Annotated in this window: 18 protein-coding genes and 1 tRNA gene; 6 read left to right on the plus strand and 13 right to left on the minus strand. The window is 58.6% G+C overall.

Annotation, left to right across the window (positions count from 1 at the left end):
• Both NB311A_RS16630 and NB311A_RS16635 read left to right on the plus strand, forming a co-directional pair.
• A complete protein-coding gene (locus NB311A_RS16630) occupies positions 1-504 on the plus strand; it encodes a thermonuclease family protein (RefSeq protein ID WP_009799764.1) in 504 nt (167 codons plus the stop codon).
• A complete protein-coding gene (locus tag NB311A_RS16635) occupies positions 501-1,040 on the plus strand; it encodes a hypothetical protein (RefSeq protein ID WP_009799763.1) in 540 nt (179 codons plus the stop codon). The genes NB311A_RS16630 and NB311A_RS16635 overlap by 4 nt, the downstream gene beginning before the upstream one ends.
• 114 nt (positions 1,041-1,154) lie before the next feature.
• Here the strand turns inward: NB311A_RS16635 and NB311A_RS16640 are convergent.
• The 3 genes from NB311A_RS16640 to NB311A_RS16650 form a co-directional block, all read right to left on the minus strand.
• Positions 1,155-1,230 (minus strand) — tRNA-Lys (locus NB311A_RS16640).
• Positions 1,231-1,478: 248 nt separating this feature from the next.
• On the minus strand, positions 1,479-4,148 hold the full coding sequence (locus tag NB311A_RS16645; RefSeq protein WP_009799762.1) for a glycosyltransferase: 2,670 nt from the start codon (positions 4,146-4,148) through the stop codon (positions 1,479-1,481).
• Between the two features lie 185 nt (positions 4,149-4,333).
• A complete protein-coding gene (locus NB311A_RS16650) occupies positions 4,334-4,906 on the minus strand; it encodes a hypothetical protein (protein WP_009799761.1) in 573 nt (190 codons plus the stop codon).
• A gap of 308 nt (positions 4,907-5,214) precedes the next feature.
• Between NB311A_RS16650 and NB311A_RS16655 the strand changes: the two genes are divergently transcribed.
• Positions 5,215-6,840: a beta-1,6-glucan synthase gene (locus tag NB311A_RS16655; protein WP_040675766.1), complete on the plus strand. Its 1,626-nt coding sequence runs from the start codon at positions 5,215-5,217 to the stop codon at positions 6,838-6,840.
• Here the strand turns inward: NB311A_RS16655 and NB311A_RS16660 are convergent.
• The 4 genes from NB311A_RS16660 to NB311A_RS16675 all read right to left on the minus strand — a co-directional run bounded on the left by NB311A_RS16660 (position 6,800) and on the right by NB311A_RS16675 (position 10,386).
• Positions 6,800-7,180 (minus strand): hypothetical protein, encoded by a 381-nt coding sequence (locus NB311A_RS16660; RefSeq protein WP_009799759.1) that lies wholly within the window; start codon positions 7,178-7,180, stop codon positions 6,800-6,802. The two genes, NB311A_RS16655 and NB311A_RS16660, sit on opposite strands and share 41 nt — an antisense overlap.
• A 63-nt stretch (positions 7,181-7,243) precedes the next feature.
• The gene (locus tag NB311A_RS16665; protein ID WP_009799758.1) at positions 7,244-8,581 is read right to left on the minus strand and encodes an SPOR domain-containing protein; all 1,338 of its coding nucleotides are present in this window, start codon (positions 8,579-8,581) and stop codon (positions 7,244-7,246) included.
• A 329-nt stretch (positions 8,582-8,910) separates the two neighbouring features.
• Entirely contained in the window at positions 8,911-9,357 is a 447-nt protein-coding gene (locus tag NB311A_RS16670; protein ID WP_009799757.1) for a universal stress protein, read from the minus strand.
• 303 nt (positions 9,358-9,660) lie between these two features.
• The gene (locus NB311A_RS16675) at positions 9,661-10,386 is read right to left on the minus strand and encodes a Crp/Fnr family transcriptional regulator (protein WP_040675700.1); all 726 of its coding nucleotides are present in this window, start codon (positions 10,384-10,386) and stop codon (positions 9,661-9,663) included.
• A 1,534-nt stretch (positions 10,387-11,920) separates the two neighbouring features.
• Here NB311A_RS16675 and glmU point away from each other — a divergent pair.
• A complete protein-coding gene (glmU, locus tag NB311A_RS16680; RefSeq protein WP_009799754.1) occupies positions 11,921-13,279 on the plus strand; it encodes a bifunctional UDP-N-acetylglucosamine diphosphorylase/glucosamine-1-phosphate N-acetyltransferase GlmU in 1,359 nt (452 codons plus the stop codon).
• Positions 13,280-13,322: 43 nt separating this feature from the next.
• Here glmU and NB311A_RS16685 read toward each other — a convergent pair whose 3' ends face one another.
• The gene (locus NB311A_RS16685) at positions 13,323-13,553 is read right to left on the minus strand and encodes a hypothetical protein (protein ID WP_083780499.1); all 231 of its coding nucleotides are present in this window, start codon (positions 13,551-13,553) and stop codon (positions 13,323-13,325) included.
• A 314-nt stretch (positions 13,554-13,867) separates the two neighbouring features.
• On the opposite strand from NB311A_RS16685, the gene NB311A_RS16690 reads away from it, so the two are divergent.
• Positions 13,868-14,047, plus strand: coding sequence for a hypothetical protein (locus tag NB311A_RS16690; protein ID WP_009799752.1), 180 nt, complete (start codon positions 13,868-13,870; stop codon positions 14,045-14,047).
• 74 nt (positions 14,048-14,121) lie between these two features.
• Here NB311A_RS16690 and NB311A_RS16695 read toward each other — a convergent pair whose 3' ends face one another.
• From NB311A_RS16695 to NB311A_RS16705, 3 genes are all read right to left on the minus strand, one after another.
• A complete protein-coding gene (locus tag NB311A_RS16695; protein WP_009799751.1) occupies positions 14,122-14,334 on the minus strand; it encodes a hypothetical protein in 213 nt (70 codons plus the stop codon).
• A gap of 93 nt (positions 14,335-14,427) precedes the next feature.
• On the minus strand, positions 14,428-14,598 hold the full coding sequence (locus tag NB311A_RS21420; protein WP_009799750.1) for a hypothetical protein: 171 nt from the start codon (positions 14,596-14,598) through the stop codon (positions 14,428-14,430).
• 206 nt (positions 14,599-14,804) lie between these two features.
• Positions 14,805-15,047, minus strand: coding sequence for a hypothetical protein (locus NB311A_RS16705; RefSeq protein ID WP_009799749.1), 243 nt, complete (start codon positions 15,045-15,047; stop codon positions 14,805-14,807).
• 395 nt (positions 15,048-15,442) lie between these two features.
• Between NB311A_RS16705 and NB311A_RS16710 the strand changes: the two genes are divergently transcribed.
• A complete protein-coding gene (locus tag NB311A_RS16710; protein ID WP_040675770.1) occupies positions 15,443-15,949 on the plus strand; it encodes a hypothetical protein in 507 nt (168 codons plus the stop codon).
• 288 nt (positions 15,950-16,237) lie between these two features.
• Here NB311A_RS16710 and NB311A_RS16715 read toward each other — a convergent pair whose 3' ends face one another.
• Positions 16,238-17,470, minus strand: coding sequence for an outer membrane beta-barrel protein (locus tag NB311A_RS16715; RefSeq protein WP_083780500.1), 1,233 nt, complete (start codon positions 17,468-17,470; stop codon positions 16,238-16,240).
• A 217-nt stretch (positions 17,471-17,687) separates the two neighbouring features.
• Positions 17,688-18,163, minus strand: a 476-nt coding sequence (locus tag NB311A_RS16725) for a 6-phosphofructokinase (protein ID WP_009799745.1), incomplete at its 5' end; no start/stop codon positions are given.

The following is an 18,163-nucleotide window of genomic DNA, read 5'->3' on the forward strand; positions in this document are numbered from 1 at the left end:
TTGATCGTTCCTTTTCTAATCCTCTTTTCGTTGCCTGCAATCGCGGAAGTAATCTCTGGACAGGCAAGCGTCATCGACGGCGATACGCTCGAAATCCGCGGGCAGCGTATCCGCCTATCGGGCATAGACGCACCCGAGTCCGATCAGCTTTGTCGTGGTGACGATAGCCTGCAATATCGATGCGGGGCCAAAGCAGCCAACGAACTTGACGACCATATAGCGGGCAGGCCGGTAAGCTGCGAAGGCGTTGGCAACGATCAATACAGGCGGATTGTGGCTGTTTGTACGATTGAGGGCGAAGACGTTGCGATGTGGCTTGTGGGCAATGGCTTCGCGTTCGATTGGCCGAGATACTCAAAAGGCAAGTACACGGCCGCGCAGAAGGAAGCGGAGCGGGGCGTGTGGGCCGGTAGCTTCGTCGTGCCCTGGGCCTATCGAGCCTGCATTTATAACGGCGGCGGACGGCCTAGCCGCTGTTCGGACGGTTTGAAGGTCGCGCAATGAAAAGCGACATAAGATCGCACATCAATGAACTGCTAGGCGATGGCAAATATCAGAAGTTCGTCCAGGCGATGCTCGCAGAGGACGACCTTGGGCTCGTCATCCGTGCACATTTGCATATCGAACATAGGCTGTGGGTCTTTGTCGAATCGACTGCCCCGGTTCCCAGCGCTGTGAAGCGCAGTGGTTATGCGCAAGCCGTACGAACGGCATTAACTCTTGGTCTTGACGATGACTTTGAAACATCGTTGGCCGCCCTGGGCAAACTGAGAAATAAGTTTGCGCACGAAATCGAGATGACTTTGAGCCCTGCCGCTGTTGATTCGTTTGCTGGGGCCTTAGGTCCGCGCGCGAAACGGGCGGTGCAGTACACTTATTCGACCTTGAGGGGGAAATTCCCCGGAAAGCCTGAGAGCATACGCGACCTCAATCCGAAAGATCGAATGGGCGTGTATTTGATCACGATCCATCAGGCGCTCGTATACGAGACTGCGACAATGCGAGAGCGCAGGGCACACGGAGCGCGGTACCCCGTCTGACAGACTCATCTTTGTAGATGCGGGTGCGTCGCGATGTGGCCCTCCAAGTGGCCCCAATGAAAAAAGCGTCATCTGGCGCTTTCTACAATTTCTTAAATTCTCTTTTATTATCAGTGGTGAGCGCGGAGGGACTCGAACCCTCGACCCCATGATTAAAAGTCACGTGCTCTACCACCTGAGCTACGCGCTCACATGCCGCGCTGTGTAGGGGGCTAGTCCGCCCTGGTCAATAGCACCGAAGTGCGTGCGCGATAATGTACAACACAATTAACTTATCCAAATCCGGACCTTAGAGCATGATCCCGAAAAGTGGAAACCGGTTTTCGGAAAAGATCATGCTCAAACAAAAAAATTAGCGACGGGTCTGATTCAACGCGGTTGAGACAGACTCTAGAGACAAAACTCTCCGGCCTCCGCGAACATCCGATGCTGGCCCGGTCAGGTTGTTTCGCGCTGAATCTCGGAGCCGACGGGTGATGACCCGCCTGTCGGCATTGGCGCCGGTCGCAGCCCGATCAGTTCGGCGCTGCGGATGCGAGCGTTGCGCCAGAATGAAAACTGGTTGATGCGCGATGTCTCAAGGATGGCGATGGCGACGGCCGACAGGAACGGCAGGCTCTGGAGCACGAGCACGCCCGCGAAGATGTAGATCTCGGTGACTTCCTTGTGCTGGTTGGATGCGATCAGCACGGCGGCTCCGACCAGCAGGAGAACGCCGATCACCGCCTCCCAGAATGCCTGAAACTCGATCGACATCCGCGACAGCCCGCCTTTCGAAGTCCGGGCGAAGGCGAGGTGCTCCGTGATCAGCCCCTGCGCGACCGCACGGGACACGGTCCACTGCACCGACATGGCCGCGACCATCGCCCCCAGCATCTGCGCCGTTTTTATCGGCACACGAAGGCGGTACAGCGCCAGAAAATGGAGTAGCGACACAACGAATGCAGCGATGATGGGCAATGTCAGGATCTTGTCGGGAATGGCGATGTCGGCGAAGGCAACGATCGGCACCCAGATCAGGTTCAGGATCGCAACCACGACGCCCAGGCTTTCTGCGCCGAGCCAGTTGAGCCAGCCAAGGGTGAATTCGCGCTTCTGGTCTGGCGACAAGCGGCTCGCGCCCGGCAGAAAGCGGCGCCAATGTTTCTTGACGATCTGGAAGCCGCCATAAGCCCAGCGATGACGCTGCTTCTTGAAGGCCTCATACGTATCGGGGAGCAGGCCGTAGCCGTAACGGGTGTTGGTATAGTGCGTGACCCAGCCATGTTGGGCGATCGCAAGGCCGAGGTCGGTGTCCTCGCAAATCGTATCTCCGGCCCAGCCGCCGGCCATGTCCATCGCGGCGCGGCGGATCAGGCACATCGTGCCATGGACGATGATCGCGTTGGCCTCGTTGCGCTGGACCATGCCGATATCGAAGAAGCCGGCATACTCTCCGTTCATGATGTAGTGCATCAACGAGCGGTCGCCGTCGCGGTGATCCTGCGGCGCCTGAACCAGGCCGACGCTGGGATCGTTGAATGCCGGCACCAGATCCTTCAACCAGTCGGGCTGCACCACGTAGTCGGCATCGATGACGCCGATGATCTCGGCGTCAGCGGCGGTGCGCTCCATGGCGATGCGTAGCGCTCCCGCCTTGAAGCCCTCAACCTTTTCGGCGTTGATGAACTTGAATCGTTCGCCAAGCGCGCGGCAGTGATCCTGGATAGGTTGCCAGAAGGCGGGATCGGGAGTGTTGTTGATGATGACGACGCACTCGAAATTCGGGTAGTCGAGGCGCGAGACTGCGTCGAGCGTCTGCTTCAGCATCTCGGGCGGCTCGAAATATGCGGGCACGTGAATCGAGACCTTGGGCAGCGGCGCGTCGCTGGCCGCGTGGGCGGCCTCCGCGACGTCTCTGGTAATCAACCGCCGCGGGCGCTCACCGAACGCCACAGCTGCGATCTCCTCGATACGCGCCATCGCGATCAGGATCAGAGGTACAAGCAAAACCAACCCGAGGATTAGCGCGAGAGCCGAACCGAAAACGAAGTAATGGGTGGTCCAGTAGGCGAAGACGGTCGCAACCCAGGCGCCGACCCCATTGGCGGCTGTCGACAGCAGCAAGGTCTGCATCGGTGTGGGACGGACGAGTCGCAAAATGGGCAAGGACAGCAGCACACCGATCAAAAGCGCGATGCCGGCCAGCTTCCAGTAGGCTTGATTGACGACAGGGCCGCTCCAGGAAAATTTCGGTTCGCGATCCGCGTTGAGAATGCCCCAGTAGGGGCCGACGCCGCCTTCGAAAAACTTCCAGGGTTGGTCGATCGCTTCGACAATATTGTATTCCATGCCGACCGACTGAGCTTTGGTCACAAAATTGCGAAGCGTGACCGCCTGCTCGAACGGGCCAGGATCGGCGTTCTGGAGATTATATCCGGCGCTCGGCCAGCCGAACTCCGCGATCACGATCCGCTTGCCGGGAAAGGCATCGCGCAGCGTTTGATAGATGATGAGGGCCTGATCGACGGCCTGCTTGCTCGAAAAGCCCTCCCAGTAGGGAAGGATATGCGCGGCGATGAAGTCGACCGACGATGCAAGTTCAGGGTGCTCTAGCCAGATATTCCAGATTTCGCCCGTCGTAACGGGTACATTTACAGAGCCCTTTACGCGCTGAATGAGCTTGATGAGATCTGAAACCTTTTGGTCGCCGCGATAGATCGTCTCGTTGCCGACGACGATTCCATTGACGTTACCATTGTGTTTGGCGAGATCGATGGCTGCGAGCATCTCGCGCTCGTTGCGCTCGACAAACTTATCGATCCACGCGCCGACCATGACCTTGAGGCCGAACTCGTTGGCAATGGGAGGCACAAGCTCCACACCGCCGGTCGACGAATACAGACGGATCGCGCGTGTCAGGGGCGCCAGCGCTTTCATGTCGGACCGGATTTTCTCGACAGTGGGAATATTGTCGACGTCCGGATGAGCGGTGCCTTCGAAAGGCGCATAGGACACGCTGGTCAGAACGCCCTTGAAGTCAGGCGCCGGCTGCCTGTCCTGAAGAAGTCCCCAGAGGGCCGCATGTGCAGCGGTCACAAATAGCATAACGGCGACGACAACGCGCATCGCAACTGAACCATCAGGGGCGTGCCTGCCAGGAATGCGGACCTGCCCCTAGGGTCCGACCGACACATCAGCAGACATAATTCTGCGACATGATTTAACAACTGGTATGACGCCGTGGCGTTTTGAGGGCGGTTCCCGCGCGGCGGCTCGAAAATCGATAATCCAGTTTGCCGCCGTGGCGGCAGTTATTTTTTCTTCGGGGCTGCCGGAGCAGGAGCTGGCTTCGGCGCTGGAGCAGCGGGCGCAGGGGCGGGGCTGGCCGCCGGCGGGGCAGCCGCGGCGGCAGGTTCGGACGGTTGTGCATCCGGATTGATCCAGCAGGCATGAACGCGGCCGCTCAATGCATCGGGCGCCTTGGGATCAATAGGTCCGAACCGGACCAGGCAACGGAATGCCGCCTGGACATGACCACCCGGGCATCCGAAGCGATCGTAGAGATCGAGATGGCGGAAGGCTGTATCCAAATCATCGCGCCACATCAGAACAACCACGCGGCGGCCGAGCCAGACGCATTCCGGATTTCCGGCCGGACCATCGATGACGCGTGCGGCCTCGACGAATTCGTCGGTTTTGCGCTGGCTGTCTTTGGCGCCGTCAGCCGCATTTGTCCCGTTCTCCGCGGCCGGCTTGTTTTGATCCTGGGCTCGGAGATCGCCGCTTTGCGCGATCGCCCCGCCGATGCTGAACAGCAAGGCGAAGCCGGAAACGGCAAGGCTACGCCACAACGCCTTCTCGAATCCAAACTGCATTCGACGCATGAAAGTCCCCCGACTCTTGCCCACCGCACCGTCTGCCCGCAATGACGGGCAAATTGGTCCCCAATGCGGCGAGGCGCCCCGATAGTCCGGTTCTGAACATTCGCTTCCGGAGGCGCGGCCAAAGCAGGTCGCGAATGTCACCCAAACTCGTTTCTCCAGGCCCCAAATGACGGAGATTTTGGATTTTGTCCAGCAAACGAGCGGCTTGACCGCAGCGGGGGCAGACGTGACCTGAATGATTGTGGTCGTCAGGCTGCTGCTCTTGGCAGAAAGGCTCCGACAAGCTAATCGGACAGCTCTCGCGGAGGATAGAGCTGATTTCATTTCGTACGCCACTGGCGCTTTTTATCATTTCGCTTGGACTGATCGCGGCAGCGTGGTGGTGGCTCGGCGAGCCGATCCGGCTTGCGCGGGCCCCGATCGACCCGGCGGCGAAGCTGGAATGCGTGTCCTACGCGCCGTTCCGGGGGCAACAGACTCCGCTGGTCGCCACGACCGAGATCGCGCCCGAGCAGATTGCTGAAGATCTTGCCCAATTGGCCAAGATCTCGAATTGTGTCAGGACCTATTCGATCGAAAACGGCCTCGACCGGGTGCCCGCTCTTGCCAAGAAGGTTGGCCTTAAGGTCATTCAGGGCATCTGGCTTGGCGGTAACAGGCTGAAGAATCTCGCTCAAATCAACATCGCGGTCCGGCTCGCGAAGGAATATCCCGACGTCATAACCGCGCTCGTCGTCGGTAACGAGGTTTTGTTACGCGGGGAAATGACAGCCTCTGATCTCGCCGCCAACATCCGGCTCGTGAAGTCGCAGGTGACGGTGCCCGTGACCTATGCTGATGTCTGGGAATACTGGCTGCGAAACCGCGAGGTCTATGACGCCGTCGATTTCGTCACCATTCACATTCTGCCCTATTGGGAGGATTTTCCGATTCGCGCGCGCAACGCGGCCGCGCATGTCGGTGCCATTCGAAAGCAAGTCGCGGCATCCTTTCCCGCCAAGGAAATCCTGATCGGCGAAACCGGATGGCCGAGCGCCGGCCGGATGCGGGAGGGCGCGCTACCTTCGCGGGCCAATCAGGCTCGTGTGGTGTCCGAAATTCTCGACATGGCGAAGCGGGAAAAATTTCGTGTCAACCTGATCGAGGCTTACGACCAGCCCTGGAAACGCCAGCTTGAGGGGACGGTCGGCGGCAACTGGGGCTTGATCGAGGCCACCCGTCGCGATCTGAAATATCCGGCCGGCGAACCCGTCCGCAATTTCCCGCTTTGGAAAATCCAGATGGGCGCCGGGATGATCTTATGCGCTCTTATCTTCGTGGTCGCCATGCTGACGCTGCGGCGGAAACCCTGGAAGCCGCGGTGGATGTCCTGGGTCGCGGTTGGGGCCTCAGCCACGTCGGCAGGAATTTTGCTCGGAGTTGCCGCAGACAAGCTGTGTCACGAAGGTTACGGACTTGGCAACTCGCTGCGCTGGGGTGTGCTCCTGGCGATGGGGGTCGTCTCTCCGTTACTAGGTGCGAATGCGTTGATGTCGGGACGCGCGCTGCCAGCGTTCGTCGAATTGATAGGCCCGCGCCCGGGCCGCACGGGCTCGGTGCTGACCGCGATGCTGGGAATTACGCTGCTCGTGACCACCTTGATCGCGGTGGAGACGGCGCTTGGCTTCGTCTTTGATCCACGGTACCGGGATTTTCCCTTCGCCGCGTTGTCAATGGCCGTGGTGCCGTGCTGGTCGTTGGCGTGGCTCAATCGTCCGCTCGCCGGCGTCCGTCCCGTCGCCGAATCGGTTTTTGCCGGTCTGCTGATGATTGCTGCGGTCTATGTCGGGTTTAATGAAGGTCCGAAAAACTGGCAGTCGCTATGGACCTGTCTGGTGTACGCTATGCTCGGGATCACGCTGTGGCGGGCGCGGGCCGCGCAAACCCCAGAATGAGCAGGCCCATCGCAAGGCCCGATAGGCCGACATTGTAGAGGACGATTCCGAAGCCGGCGGCGGCCAGTCCCACGGTCAACAGCACGATCGACGGCCGGATCACGTGCAGGACTGCGACGACCAGCGCCGCAATTCCGAAGACCTGGTGACGAAACAGATAGGTCGCAACGCTCCGCCCTCTGCACAGCATGGTTTGCAGGCCGGAGTCGCACGCCAATGATACCGTCGACAACTCGATCCCAAGATAACGAAGATAGAGCGCGTAGCCGACGCTCAGAAACCCCACGATCAGCAACCATTGCACCTGATAGGGCGTCAGTCGGAACGGATCCTTTTTCATCGCGTGAATATGATCCGGTTCTGTGGACCCGACAACCCGGAATCCGGCCCCCGGCGGGATGCATCAGTGAGAAAAGATAGAACCGAACGTCGATGGCTGTGGCGGCGGCGGAGGCGAGGACGGCGCCGGTGCTTCGACACTGGTTGATTTCCGGCTATGCCGATGCCGTGACACGCGCGTCGGTTTCGGCTTTCTCGTCATGGCAGCATCGCCGCCTTTGCTGTCGCCCTTCGCCAGGAGCCGCTGACCCTCGAAGACGGCGGTGCCGCAGGTTCGGCCGTTCTCGGATAGTACGGCGCAAATCTTTGCCGCGGCTGCCGCGTCGGCCAGCGGCCCCGCGACCAGACGCATCTGCGTGCCGCTTCCGTTGTTGGTTTCCTTCAGCACGATCATCGGGTGCAGCGAAGTCAACTCTTTCGCTTCTGATTGCAGAAGGTTTTGCCAAAGCGCTCGCAAACCTTTGATCGAACCGGCGCTTCCGAGATCGACGCCGAAATCGGTGTGCGGCGCCGGAATGGCGGGGCTAGGGGGCAAAGGGGGTGACTGTGGAGCATCTGCGATCGGAGGAGTGGACGCGGCGACGTTCTGCGCTTCCTTATGGTGATGAAGGTTTCTCTCGGCTTCCAATTCCGCGGTCTCGAGGGCCGCCGTTTTATCCCTTTCGCGAGGCATTGTTGCGGGCGGATCATGTGCGGCCGGTGCGGGCTGTGATGCGGCTTGAGGCGTAACCGGCGTTGCGGTTGCCGCGGATGCCCCGGTTCCAGGCGTGATCGGCGTGGAGGGTGTTGGTTGGACGTTTCCGGACTTGGATGAATCATCAACCGGGGAGGGGGCGACCGATGGTTTCACCGCTGCGGCTGCGTCCGCCATGGTGAAAGCAACCGTTGCAGAGAGAGGCGCTTCTGTAGAAGCATTTGTGGTTGTTGATGCGTTTACCACTGAGTCCGGCTTTTTGGCCGGGTCGGGCTCCATTGTCGGCGGCGCGGCGGCCATGGTCGCTTCGGTGCGGGTCCGCGCGTTCTGGCTTATGGAGCCGGTAACGGATTCGAACTCTTGCTCGAGCGCGGCGACGCGGGCAAACAGCCGATCGCGGTCGCCGTTCAATGTGTCGATGGCGACAGAAAGGCGTCTTATTTCCTTCTCGGCCGCTTTCGCAATCTCCAGCTGAGGTGATTGCTTTGCCAGATCGGCGACGGCGGTTTGTTGAGGTCGCAGACCGGCGCCGGAATTGTACGCCAGGAAAGCAATGATTACGGCTCCGATGGACCCGGCGCCCCAGGATCCAAGCCGCCATAAAGCGCGGCGGTCGAACCCGTCCTCATCGGCAAGAAAGCCGCCCGCCCAGCCGCCGCTTTCATCGGGCTGCACGCTCTCGGCTAAACCATTCTGATTCTTCGCCATAACGATGATGCCGGACCCCCACTCCGAATCATGGCGAGATGTTAACAGGAAATCCGCTCGATCTCAGAAAGGTTGGGCGGTTTTCACTTTCGACAAAAAGGCTTAGGGATGGCGACGCTTGAGGCGCCAACCATGAGAACAGACAGCCGCGATTATGGCGTTTCGAGCGAAGCATGTCCTCGGGCTTGACCCGAGGAGTCGAACAACTGGCTGCGCAGCTTGGCTGTTCACGCAATGCGGTGGTATCGGCAATAAAGCTGGACCAGAGGGCAAACGAAAGTTGCTTTGAATCTTTGGCCCGGTTCGAGCCCCTCATCATCGCTGCGGGATTAGTGGATCACAAGAACCGGAATATGCGCAGTAGCAATAACCTCGGAGGTCTGGCTGCCCAAAAGGACTCTCTTGATCCCACGATATCCATGGGAGGCCATGACGATCAGGTCGCAACCCTGCTTTTTTGCCGTCTCAACGATGGCGCCAGCCGGTAAGGCGTTCGGCACATGGAGCGTCTCGACCGTCAATTCCATTTCTTCCGCTGCAGCTTTCGCTGCTGAAAGAACAGCTTTTGCATGCTCCTTGTTGCCATCATCAAATCGATCCAGGTTCAGGCCGGCCTTGGCCCATCCGGTTGCGCCGATGGTGGGGACTGGAAACGGCTCCGTCACCGTCACGATCGTAACCTTGCTGCCAAGTGCTTTGGCCAACGACAGGCCCTGGTTGACGCCCTTCTGTGCTAGCTGGGAGCCGTCGGTGGAAATAAGAATGTGAGTGTACATTGGGATACCGCTCCGCACTCAAAAATTCTGAGACGATCATATTCGTCGCGTCCCATCACGACAAGAAGCCGCAACCGACCCGGTCGGTCGTTCGTTATTTCTGGTTGTTTCTATGCCAGATAAATGATGCGATCATGAATAAGGTCGCAAGGGAGCGGCGTGAGACACTGTCGCCAGGACCACGGCTCGTCACATGGCTTCGCCGGAGATTTTTCGGATAGCCTTAAAGGGCCGGGAGCGTCCGGCTAGAGCGGATGAAAATCGCCGCTGTTACCGAGGACGGGCACTCGCGCGAGAAACCGTTTAGCCGGCGCATTGGCGAAGCGCTTCGAGATTCAGAACGTTGATATGCCGGTGCGAAGAAATTCGAATCACTCCGATTCGCCGCAGCCGCGTAAGCTCGCGCGAAACGGTTCCAATCGTCAGGCCGAGAAAATCGCCGATTTCGGCGCGCGTAAGCGGAAGATCGAAAGCCGTAGCGGCATTGCCTTCCGAAAACGGATCGATCTGCCGAACCATCATCATCAGAAAGCTGGCTACCTTTTCGTGCGCCGTCTTTCGTCCAAGCGCCAGCATCCACTCGCGGCCCTGATCGACCTCGCGAAGGGCTTGATGCAGTAGTTTCGTTTCGAGGGCCGGATTTTCTTCGAGCATCTTCCGCAGGGCGCTCCTGGTTATGCTGCAAACCTCAACATCCGAACAGGCTTCCACGCGGATAGGGCTCTCGTCTTGATGAAGGCGTCCGACGAAATCAGGTGCAAATTGAAGTCCGACGATTTGTTGGCGACCATCGGCCATAGTCTTGGTCAGCTTGAGCACGCCGCGCATGACGTTGGCATAGGACTTAATCGATCCCTGCTCCTGCAGGAGAACGTCGCCGGCGGACACCTTCACGACGCGCGTGAGTTTTGCGAATTTCACCAATTCGTTGGCGTTGAGCGCGCCGCACATACCTTTGTGCCGTACCTCACAACTCTTACAGAGCTTCGGCACATCGGAGTTATGGATATCCTTCCGGGGCGTGTTCATACTGCTCTAGCTTTGGGGGGCATCGTCCGCCGAGCCGAGACACCGCCTCTTTTCGACGAGCTGCCGATTTTCCTGGCGGATCCTGCATCCCCTGAGTTTTCCTGTCTTTGCGATCGCGCAAAGGCAAACCGAAATTGTTGTTCTTCCGCAATCTCATTTCCCTCGGGACGAGAAGGATCAAGAGTACCGGCCCGAGGGAGGGAGGTGTGTCTTCTGATCGAGACAACATTTGATCAGCTGGTCGCAGACCGATAGAAGCATCGGTTTCGTGCCAGCGAGGAACGGCGAAACGTGGTCCATCGCCGTTACGCTCGCGTTATGCGATCCTGAATATTTGGAGCAACATTGTCTGGGATTTATTTGTGCCCGCCCTCGGTCCGACGTTCGGCCCAAGCGATGGTTAGCGCAAATATACTTATGACGACGGTAACGAACGTGGTGACAATGATTGTCTCAGTTGGCATGTCGATCTCCCTTTCTCGATTTCGACGAGCCGAGAATACATGCCTTTTGAATGAATGTTTTGCGGTGGCGCAAAGACGTTATTTCCTTGCGGCTATTCGTTGCGGGCAATTCGCGACGGCAAATGAAAAGCGATGGATCAAATTAGGTGAACAAGATTCAAACGTCGCTTGATCGCATTGATCGTCACTCTCATTTGATTGTCTGCACTCGCCTGATTGTCTGCACTCGCCGAAACGATCGCCGGGCAAGCGCTCATCGCTCGAAATTCACGCGCCACACAGTCGTCCCTCAGGCGCAGACGCGCCCCGAATTCCATCGACTGTGTCGTGGGGATGATAGACTGTAATATCGCTCTGGCTGGTTCAGTTTAGAGAATAGCTGCCGCCACAATAATTCCGGACCCGACGAGGAATGCCAAAAATCCAAAGCTACCTAAGAAAAAGAACAGGTTGTCAGTCCGCTCCCGAAGTATTGGACCATCTTCGTTCATGATGCGCATCCTGTTTTGCTATGGTTGGAGTTGATGCCGGCAATGTTCTTTTGCCCCAGTTCAGTGTGTCCCGATTGGACGCCATTCTAGCGGCCGGCTGGTAAACCCGCCGAGAAGGTCCACAATGGGAGTTTGGGGTGTCCCGTTCCATCGGATCAATTCACTCAATCGGAAGTTGTTCCATCCAGAAAAGCCCGCTACGAGAGAGAGTCCTCAATGTTTTTCCCGGGCAAGAAGCCTGTCGGGAAGAGCGGGCCGGGCCTGCAACGACCGCCGGTTAAGACGGCCTTAGAATTGCGACTGGAAGTTTCCACATCGGAACGACGCTAGAATACTTATCGCGGATGTGTTTGGACACCCGACCTCCGGCTAAAAACGCATGGGCAGATTTAGAAGATCCATTGGTGTTAATTGTGGCCGGAAATGACCCTCAAATCCGATTCGTTCCCCCACGCGTGATGCTAAAGACTGGATCAAAAGCGGAGCCTGCAATGATGCTCACTTCGATCGGAAGCGCATGGCGGAAGCTGTTGCGAAGCTCATAAGGAAAATGATGTGGGCGATCCCATGAGGACTCGAATGAGCGGCCGGAGTTGTCTGACCATTGTGCTGGCCGCGGGTGAGGGAACGCGGATGCGCTCCTCGCTACCCAAGGTGCTGCATTCGGTCGGAGGGCGGACGCTGTTGTCGCATGTGCTGGCGGCCGCGCCGAGCGGTCCGGGGACGTTGCTGGCGGTTGTCGTTGGTCCTGGCCAGGAGGCTGTGGCCGATGAAGCGAGGCGGGTGCGACCCGAGGTTATGGCGTTCGTCCAGGATGAGCGCCTGGGAACGGCACACGCTGTCCTCGCGGCGAAGAAGGCTATCAGCCATGGCGCCGATGATCTGTTGATCGCGTTCGGCGACACTCCGCTGATCTCGGCCGATACGCTTACGCGGATGCGAGCGCCGTTACAGGCCGGAGCGGCGCTGGCTGTGCTTGGCTTTCATGCCGACGATCCCGCTGGGTACGGCCGGCTGATCGTGACTGATGGCCGGCTTACGGCGATCCGCGAGGATGCGGATGCCAACCCCGACGAACGCCGCATCACGCTTTGCAACGCCGGCGTCATGGCCTTCGACGGCAGGACGGCGCTACAAATCATTGAAAAGATTGGCAACGCCAACAGCAAGGGCGAATACTATCTCACCGACGCCGTTGGCGTCGTCGGCGAGCTCGGTCTGACGGCGGCGGTGATCGAAACCAGCGAGGACGAAGTGCGCGGCATCAACACCAAGGCGCAACTGGCCGAGGCCGAGCAAGTCATGCAGATACGGTTGCGCAAGGCGGCGCTCGAAGCCGGAGTGACGATGGTGGCTCCCGAGACGGTCTTTCTTTCCGCCGATACCTCATTCGGCAAAGACGTGACCATCGAGCCCCACGTGGTCATTGGGCAGGGCGTGACCATCGCCGACGGCGCGGTCATTCACGCATTCTCCCATCTGGTGCAGGCGTCAATCGGCAGGAATGCTTCGGTCGGTCCCTATGCCCGTCTGCGGCCGGGAACGTCGGTGGGCGACGGCGCGCGGATCGGGAATTTCGTCGAGACCAAGGCTGCCGTTCTCGAAGCCGGGGCCAAGGTCAATCACCTGACCTATATCGGCGACGCCCATGTGGGGGCCAACGCCAACATCGGTGCGGGCACCATCACCTGCAACTATGACGGCTTCAACAAGCATCGCACCGAGATCGGCGAGGGCGCGTTCGTCGGCTCCAATTCGTCGTTGGTCGCGCCGCTCAGGATCGGAGCCGGCGCTTACGTGGGATCGGGTTCGGTCGTCACTAAAAACGTGCCGGACGACGCGCTTGCGGTCGGCCGTGGCCAGCAAACCCTGCGCGAGGGTTGGGCAAAGAGATTCCGCGAGATGAAGCTGCTCGCCAAAAAGCCGAAGCGCGGTTGAAGAAGGAGCCCCGGCAAAAAGGTGACTGCGGAAAACCGCCGACTTACTCTTCCTCGAATTCGGAAAACATCGCCCGCGTGAGGCGCCAGCCGCGCGGTTTTGCCCGCTGCGGCTTCTCATCCGGCGCATGCCGGACGATCTTCGGCTTTGCGGCTGTACTGCGGAAGGGCGGCGGCCAATGGGCAAGGCGGGATGACGTTTGCGCAAGCGAGCGGGTGGACGCTCGGGAAAAGCGGTACAGTCCGGCGCTCTTGAGATCGCGTATATCGCTCACGTTCCATGGCCCTCCTGTCATGAAAGTCTTTCGGGATAAACCTTGCTTGTCCGTTAAAGAAACGCCACAAAGTCGAACGGCGACGACGCGCCTCAACGGGCGGGGAGCGGAACTTGAGCCTCGGCAATTTTGCGTCAGGTAATAAAATTCGTCGCGAAACGTGGGAAAACAGCATAGTGTCTTGGAGCACTTGCTGCGGCGGTCCTATCTGTTCGACAGTGATCCTGAAATCAGCCCCACCTTACCGTACATTAGAGGCACGCGCGCCGTTTCCATTGCGGCGTTCCCGGTTGTTATGAGAGGAAGAAAACGAAATGAATAACGAAGCTAAGATCAAGATTATCTTGGCAATCATTCTGGCCGTCGCAACGTTGCTGGGCCTCAACGCGCTGGTCTCCGCCGTGATGAAGGCCGAACATAATAGGGCGACCCATACGAGCAGCATCTCGCAGCAGGAACTAACGCTGAACGCCGAAACATTCCGCGAGACGTGATAGCTGTCAGGCGAAGGCGCGGGAATCGAAAAATCGTATGCTTCACAAGGTGGTAACCGCCTCGGGCGGTTGAATCAGGCTCTTCCGGGCCGCCGTTTCATTTCCGTCTCGATTTCACCTATAGCCTGACGCAAGGCGAAAAGTGCTTGCTCATCTACCTCGAACGCGATGGAGCCAAGTTCGGTCGTCGCCAGCTCAATCGCGTAACGACCGTCAGGCCGGATCAAGGGGCGTGAGGCGTTCACCGTGACAATGCTCAGTTGATCAGGGTAGTTCAATACGTCCATCGGAGACCCTCGGATGGGACGGAGGGAAAAGGCGCCCAGATCCTAATCATGCCCTTTTGTTGGGTGAGGAGTCGAGAGGACGTAAGCCAGATTTTATCGGATCTTTTGCTTTGCGGCCTGTCGCTCGCGGTATGCTTCCAGTCCGCGTCGCCAGTCCTTCCCGGGTTGCCACTCGCCCATTTCGTCCATGGCGCCGGACTCCAGCATAGCGGCTGCGACCTCCCAATGGCGGTCCACCCACCCCTGAATTTCCGATTCACTCATCCCATGAGACCGGCAGATTCGTTCTGCCATCGCTCGGGCTAGCGGTTCGATGTTTGATGACATGACCACTCACCACCGGGTCTTAGCGTTTTCCAGCGAAGCACGCCCTCGGGCCTGACCCGAGGATGGACACCGGTTCGCGTGAAGACAACGCGTTAAAGTGAAATCCAGAATGTCGCTTCTGCTTTCGACCAGAAGCGCATGTGTTAATTCACTGTTGAACTTTGATTACGCTGCACCATGTCGAGGATGGTTTGCAACATCTGCGCCGCTTTCCGGTTGGCTAAATCTCCCTTGGAGAGCGCCGCTATTCCCTGTTCCAGCATGTCAGATGCCTTCTCGGTTGAGATAACGCCGCTTTCGATGAGCCCCCAGAACGCGAACTGAGACAGTGTAAACGCTGCGATTGCAGAACCTTCAGTTTCAACCTCTGAATTTTTGCCTGTCATCTAAACCTCCTGTGCTATCGCTGAAGACCACGGTTTGAAATCTCTAGCCCGCCAAACCGCGATGGACCATGGATTGCTGCGGTCTTATTTATGGTGCCGATGTTTTCCTGCGTAGGGTGCCGGCGTTATCAATCGCGGGTTATGCGATGGAAGCTCGGTCGGGTCACGCCGATCGAACGGTGCGTCATCACCTTCCCGAGTTGTTCCGTTGATAGCTCGTCATTATGATTTCGTGAACTGGCAGGAGGTCATGGCGTGTGTGATGTCCGGCGCCGGAAGCCCGTTTTAATTTTTATCGCCACGGCATGGCGCTGGATCAGGTCGCGGCATGTCTGTTCGCACCCGACGTGCTCGTTGCCTCGTCCCCCAACGCTTCGATTCTTGTGCTAAATCGAATGGGTCGCGTCATTACCGTCAACGATAGGATGCAGAGCGGCTACCGCTATCAATTGGCGGCGCCGTCAGGCCGCAATTTCGATCCGGAATTCCGGCCCGAACTGACGCCGAGGCAGATGCTCGAGCTCGGCGTGTTTTGCGGCAAGTATCTGACTGATTGCCGGGATGAGTTTCCGGCGAGCTGGTTCGCTCAAGCCAAGCTTTCACCCTCTGGCCGCGATTGTTCGCTCAATTATTTCGGCGTTGATGCGAGTCAAACGCTTTCGGTCTGGCGAAGCAAAGGCTGGATTCATCCCGACGACCCGCGCGGTTGGTTCCAGTGGTATTGCCGCTACTACATCGGACGTCGTATGCCGGACGAGGACGCGCGCCAGATCAGCCGCTGGAAGGCGATGCGGCGGCATGTCTCTCAGGTCAGGAAGCATTGCGAGCCGGGGAATCCCATGTGCAGGCCGCGCCAACGGCAGGCGCTCTTGCACTGGGCCTATGACAGCCGGAAAATCTAGAGCCCTCGCGGGCGCCGCTTGCGCTCCGAACGTGTGCTAAGCCGAATGGAAAATCCCGAAGTCCGCCCACCGATCTTGCCCGCTGCCAGGCGGTGATTCCCCGTCTCTCCTCCCGGGATGAGAAGATGTGGGATTTCTCGATTGCGACGTTAGAGCGTTTTCGAGCGAAGTGCACACCGGTTCGCGTGAAGAAAACGCGACAAAACAAAATCATAGAGCCCGCTTCTGATTCTATCAGAAGCGGAAAGGCTCTAGGAGCTACTCAAGGAATAGACGCCCCCGATGCCGTCAGAAGAGAAAGCCGGTCTCCACCAGCGCTCGAACCTGATCGCGTTGGTTGAGATCGCGGCCGAAGCCGTAGCCGGCTTCGAGATGGCCAACTTGAATATACGACAGCTCCGCACGCGCGAAGAAGATGCCCTTCTCGTAAGTCGGAGTGATGGTAAGCGACCAGGCATCGCTCTTTGTCCCGTAGAGCAAATTCGTCGGCGTGCAGTCCGGGTCGGCGCCACACGTTCCGCCCGTCGTCTTCAGATATTCGGCGCGGGCGCCGAGAGACCACTCCTTGTTCAGGGCGTATTTGACGAGAAGGGCGCCCGCATAGGTGCCGGCCGGGCGATCGATCCCGAGTTGGTCATCACGCTTAACGTGGCTGTATTGCAAGTACGGCATGAGAGTTAGCGGGCCGCTGCTATATGAGTAGATCACGTTGAAGATGCTACTGTTGTTCTGGAGTAGCGGCGTTGTTGCCGAGGATTTGTCGTTTCGCGACAGGCTGCCCGCGCCCACGAAGGTGATCGAATGTGACGAATTGATCGCATACGTCAGCGCGCCCGAGACCCAGTTCAGTTTGCCCGAATAAAAGCCGTCGTTCAGCGACACCGCGGCGCTGAGCGGGCCGTGCGTATAATTGATCTGGACGCCGCGGCTGAGCGCCAATTCCTGATTCCAAAGCAGTCCGCGTTCGATGTTGGCATTCTGGAAGGTGAAGGTCGACTCAGCCCCCACCAAAGTTGGCAGGATGCCCGCCATAACAGACAGCTCGGGCGTGATGACGCCCTTGGCATAAGCAACAGAAACTGGACCGAATAGCTGGTCTGTCGCTTTTGTCGCTTGCAGATAGGAGCAGCCTAGAGCTGGCAAAGAATACGCGCCCGCCTGAATGTAAAATTGCAATGGACCGTGGATCGTTTGCAACTCGATCTGAGCGCTGCTCACATCCACGAACCCGCCATCATTGCCGATGCCCTGGGCGTGGGTTGGATGAGTTTGAAGTGCGCCGATTCCGATCAGTTGGCCGCCGATGAAAACCGAGCCGAGCAGGCCGGCATCGACCGAAAAGGGTTCGGGATTTGGTACAAGCGGGCCAGAAAAGCTGGGCGTGGAAAGAGGGTCGGCATACGCGAATCCTACGCCGAAGAGCGCGCTGCAGCCGCTGATCAAGACTCCGAGACCGCATCGACGACGCGCGGTGGGGCCGGATGTCTGAGGTGTTTGCGAATATGGCGGCTGTGATGTCATCGGTGCATTTCCCCGATTGGAAGGTCAATGCACGCGAGAGGTGGGATCGGTCGCGTAAAGCGGCGTCTTATCTTTCGGCAGGACGCAATGATCGCGTACGGATGAAGAGCTTTCGCGTTCGCTCGCATGAAATGGGAGCTGATTCCTATGCTATTCCTATGGGAGCGACGATCATCCGTTAGTCTCAGAAGCCTCAGACCGCTCCGGGTAAGAGGCATCAGTTCGTCCACGAAGCGCCGCGGCTGTTTCGCGTGTGTTGGTTGGTTCTCCTGTGCGTTGGACATGGCCTCACCAAAACTAAGAAGACGACAAAGAGGCGGGTTATCGTTTCCGGAGACCAGATCCGGAGAACGATCCCGGCCAGGGCGGTCGAGAAGCCTATGCAATACTCGGTGTTGCGGACGTCGTTGTCCATCGTCTTTGGGATGGTGATGACCTTGACGCCGCGTTCGTTGAGCCTGGCCGCATAACTGAGCGTGTCGTCACCGCCAATGGCAATCAGGTGCTCGATGCCTAATCCGGACAAGTTCGCGAGCACTTGGTCGGTCAAGTCCCAGGTTTCGGTGTCGCCGTTGGTATGCTTGGTCAATGGACGATCCGGGCCGACGAGATGGTCGGGCAACTTTTTCATTTTGGAGGGATTGGTGCGGCTCGAATGAAGGACCGTGCCGCCGCGCCGGTCGATGGTGCGGG

Origin of the sequence: Nitrobacter sp. Nb-311A (assembly GCF_000152905.1) — a bacterium.
Lineage (GTDB): Bacteria > Pseudomonadota > Alphaproteobacteria > Rhizobiales > Xanthobacteraceae > Nitrobacter.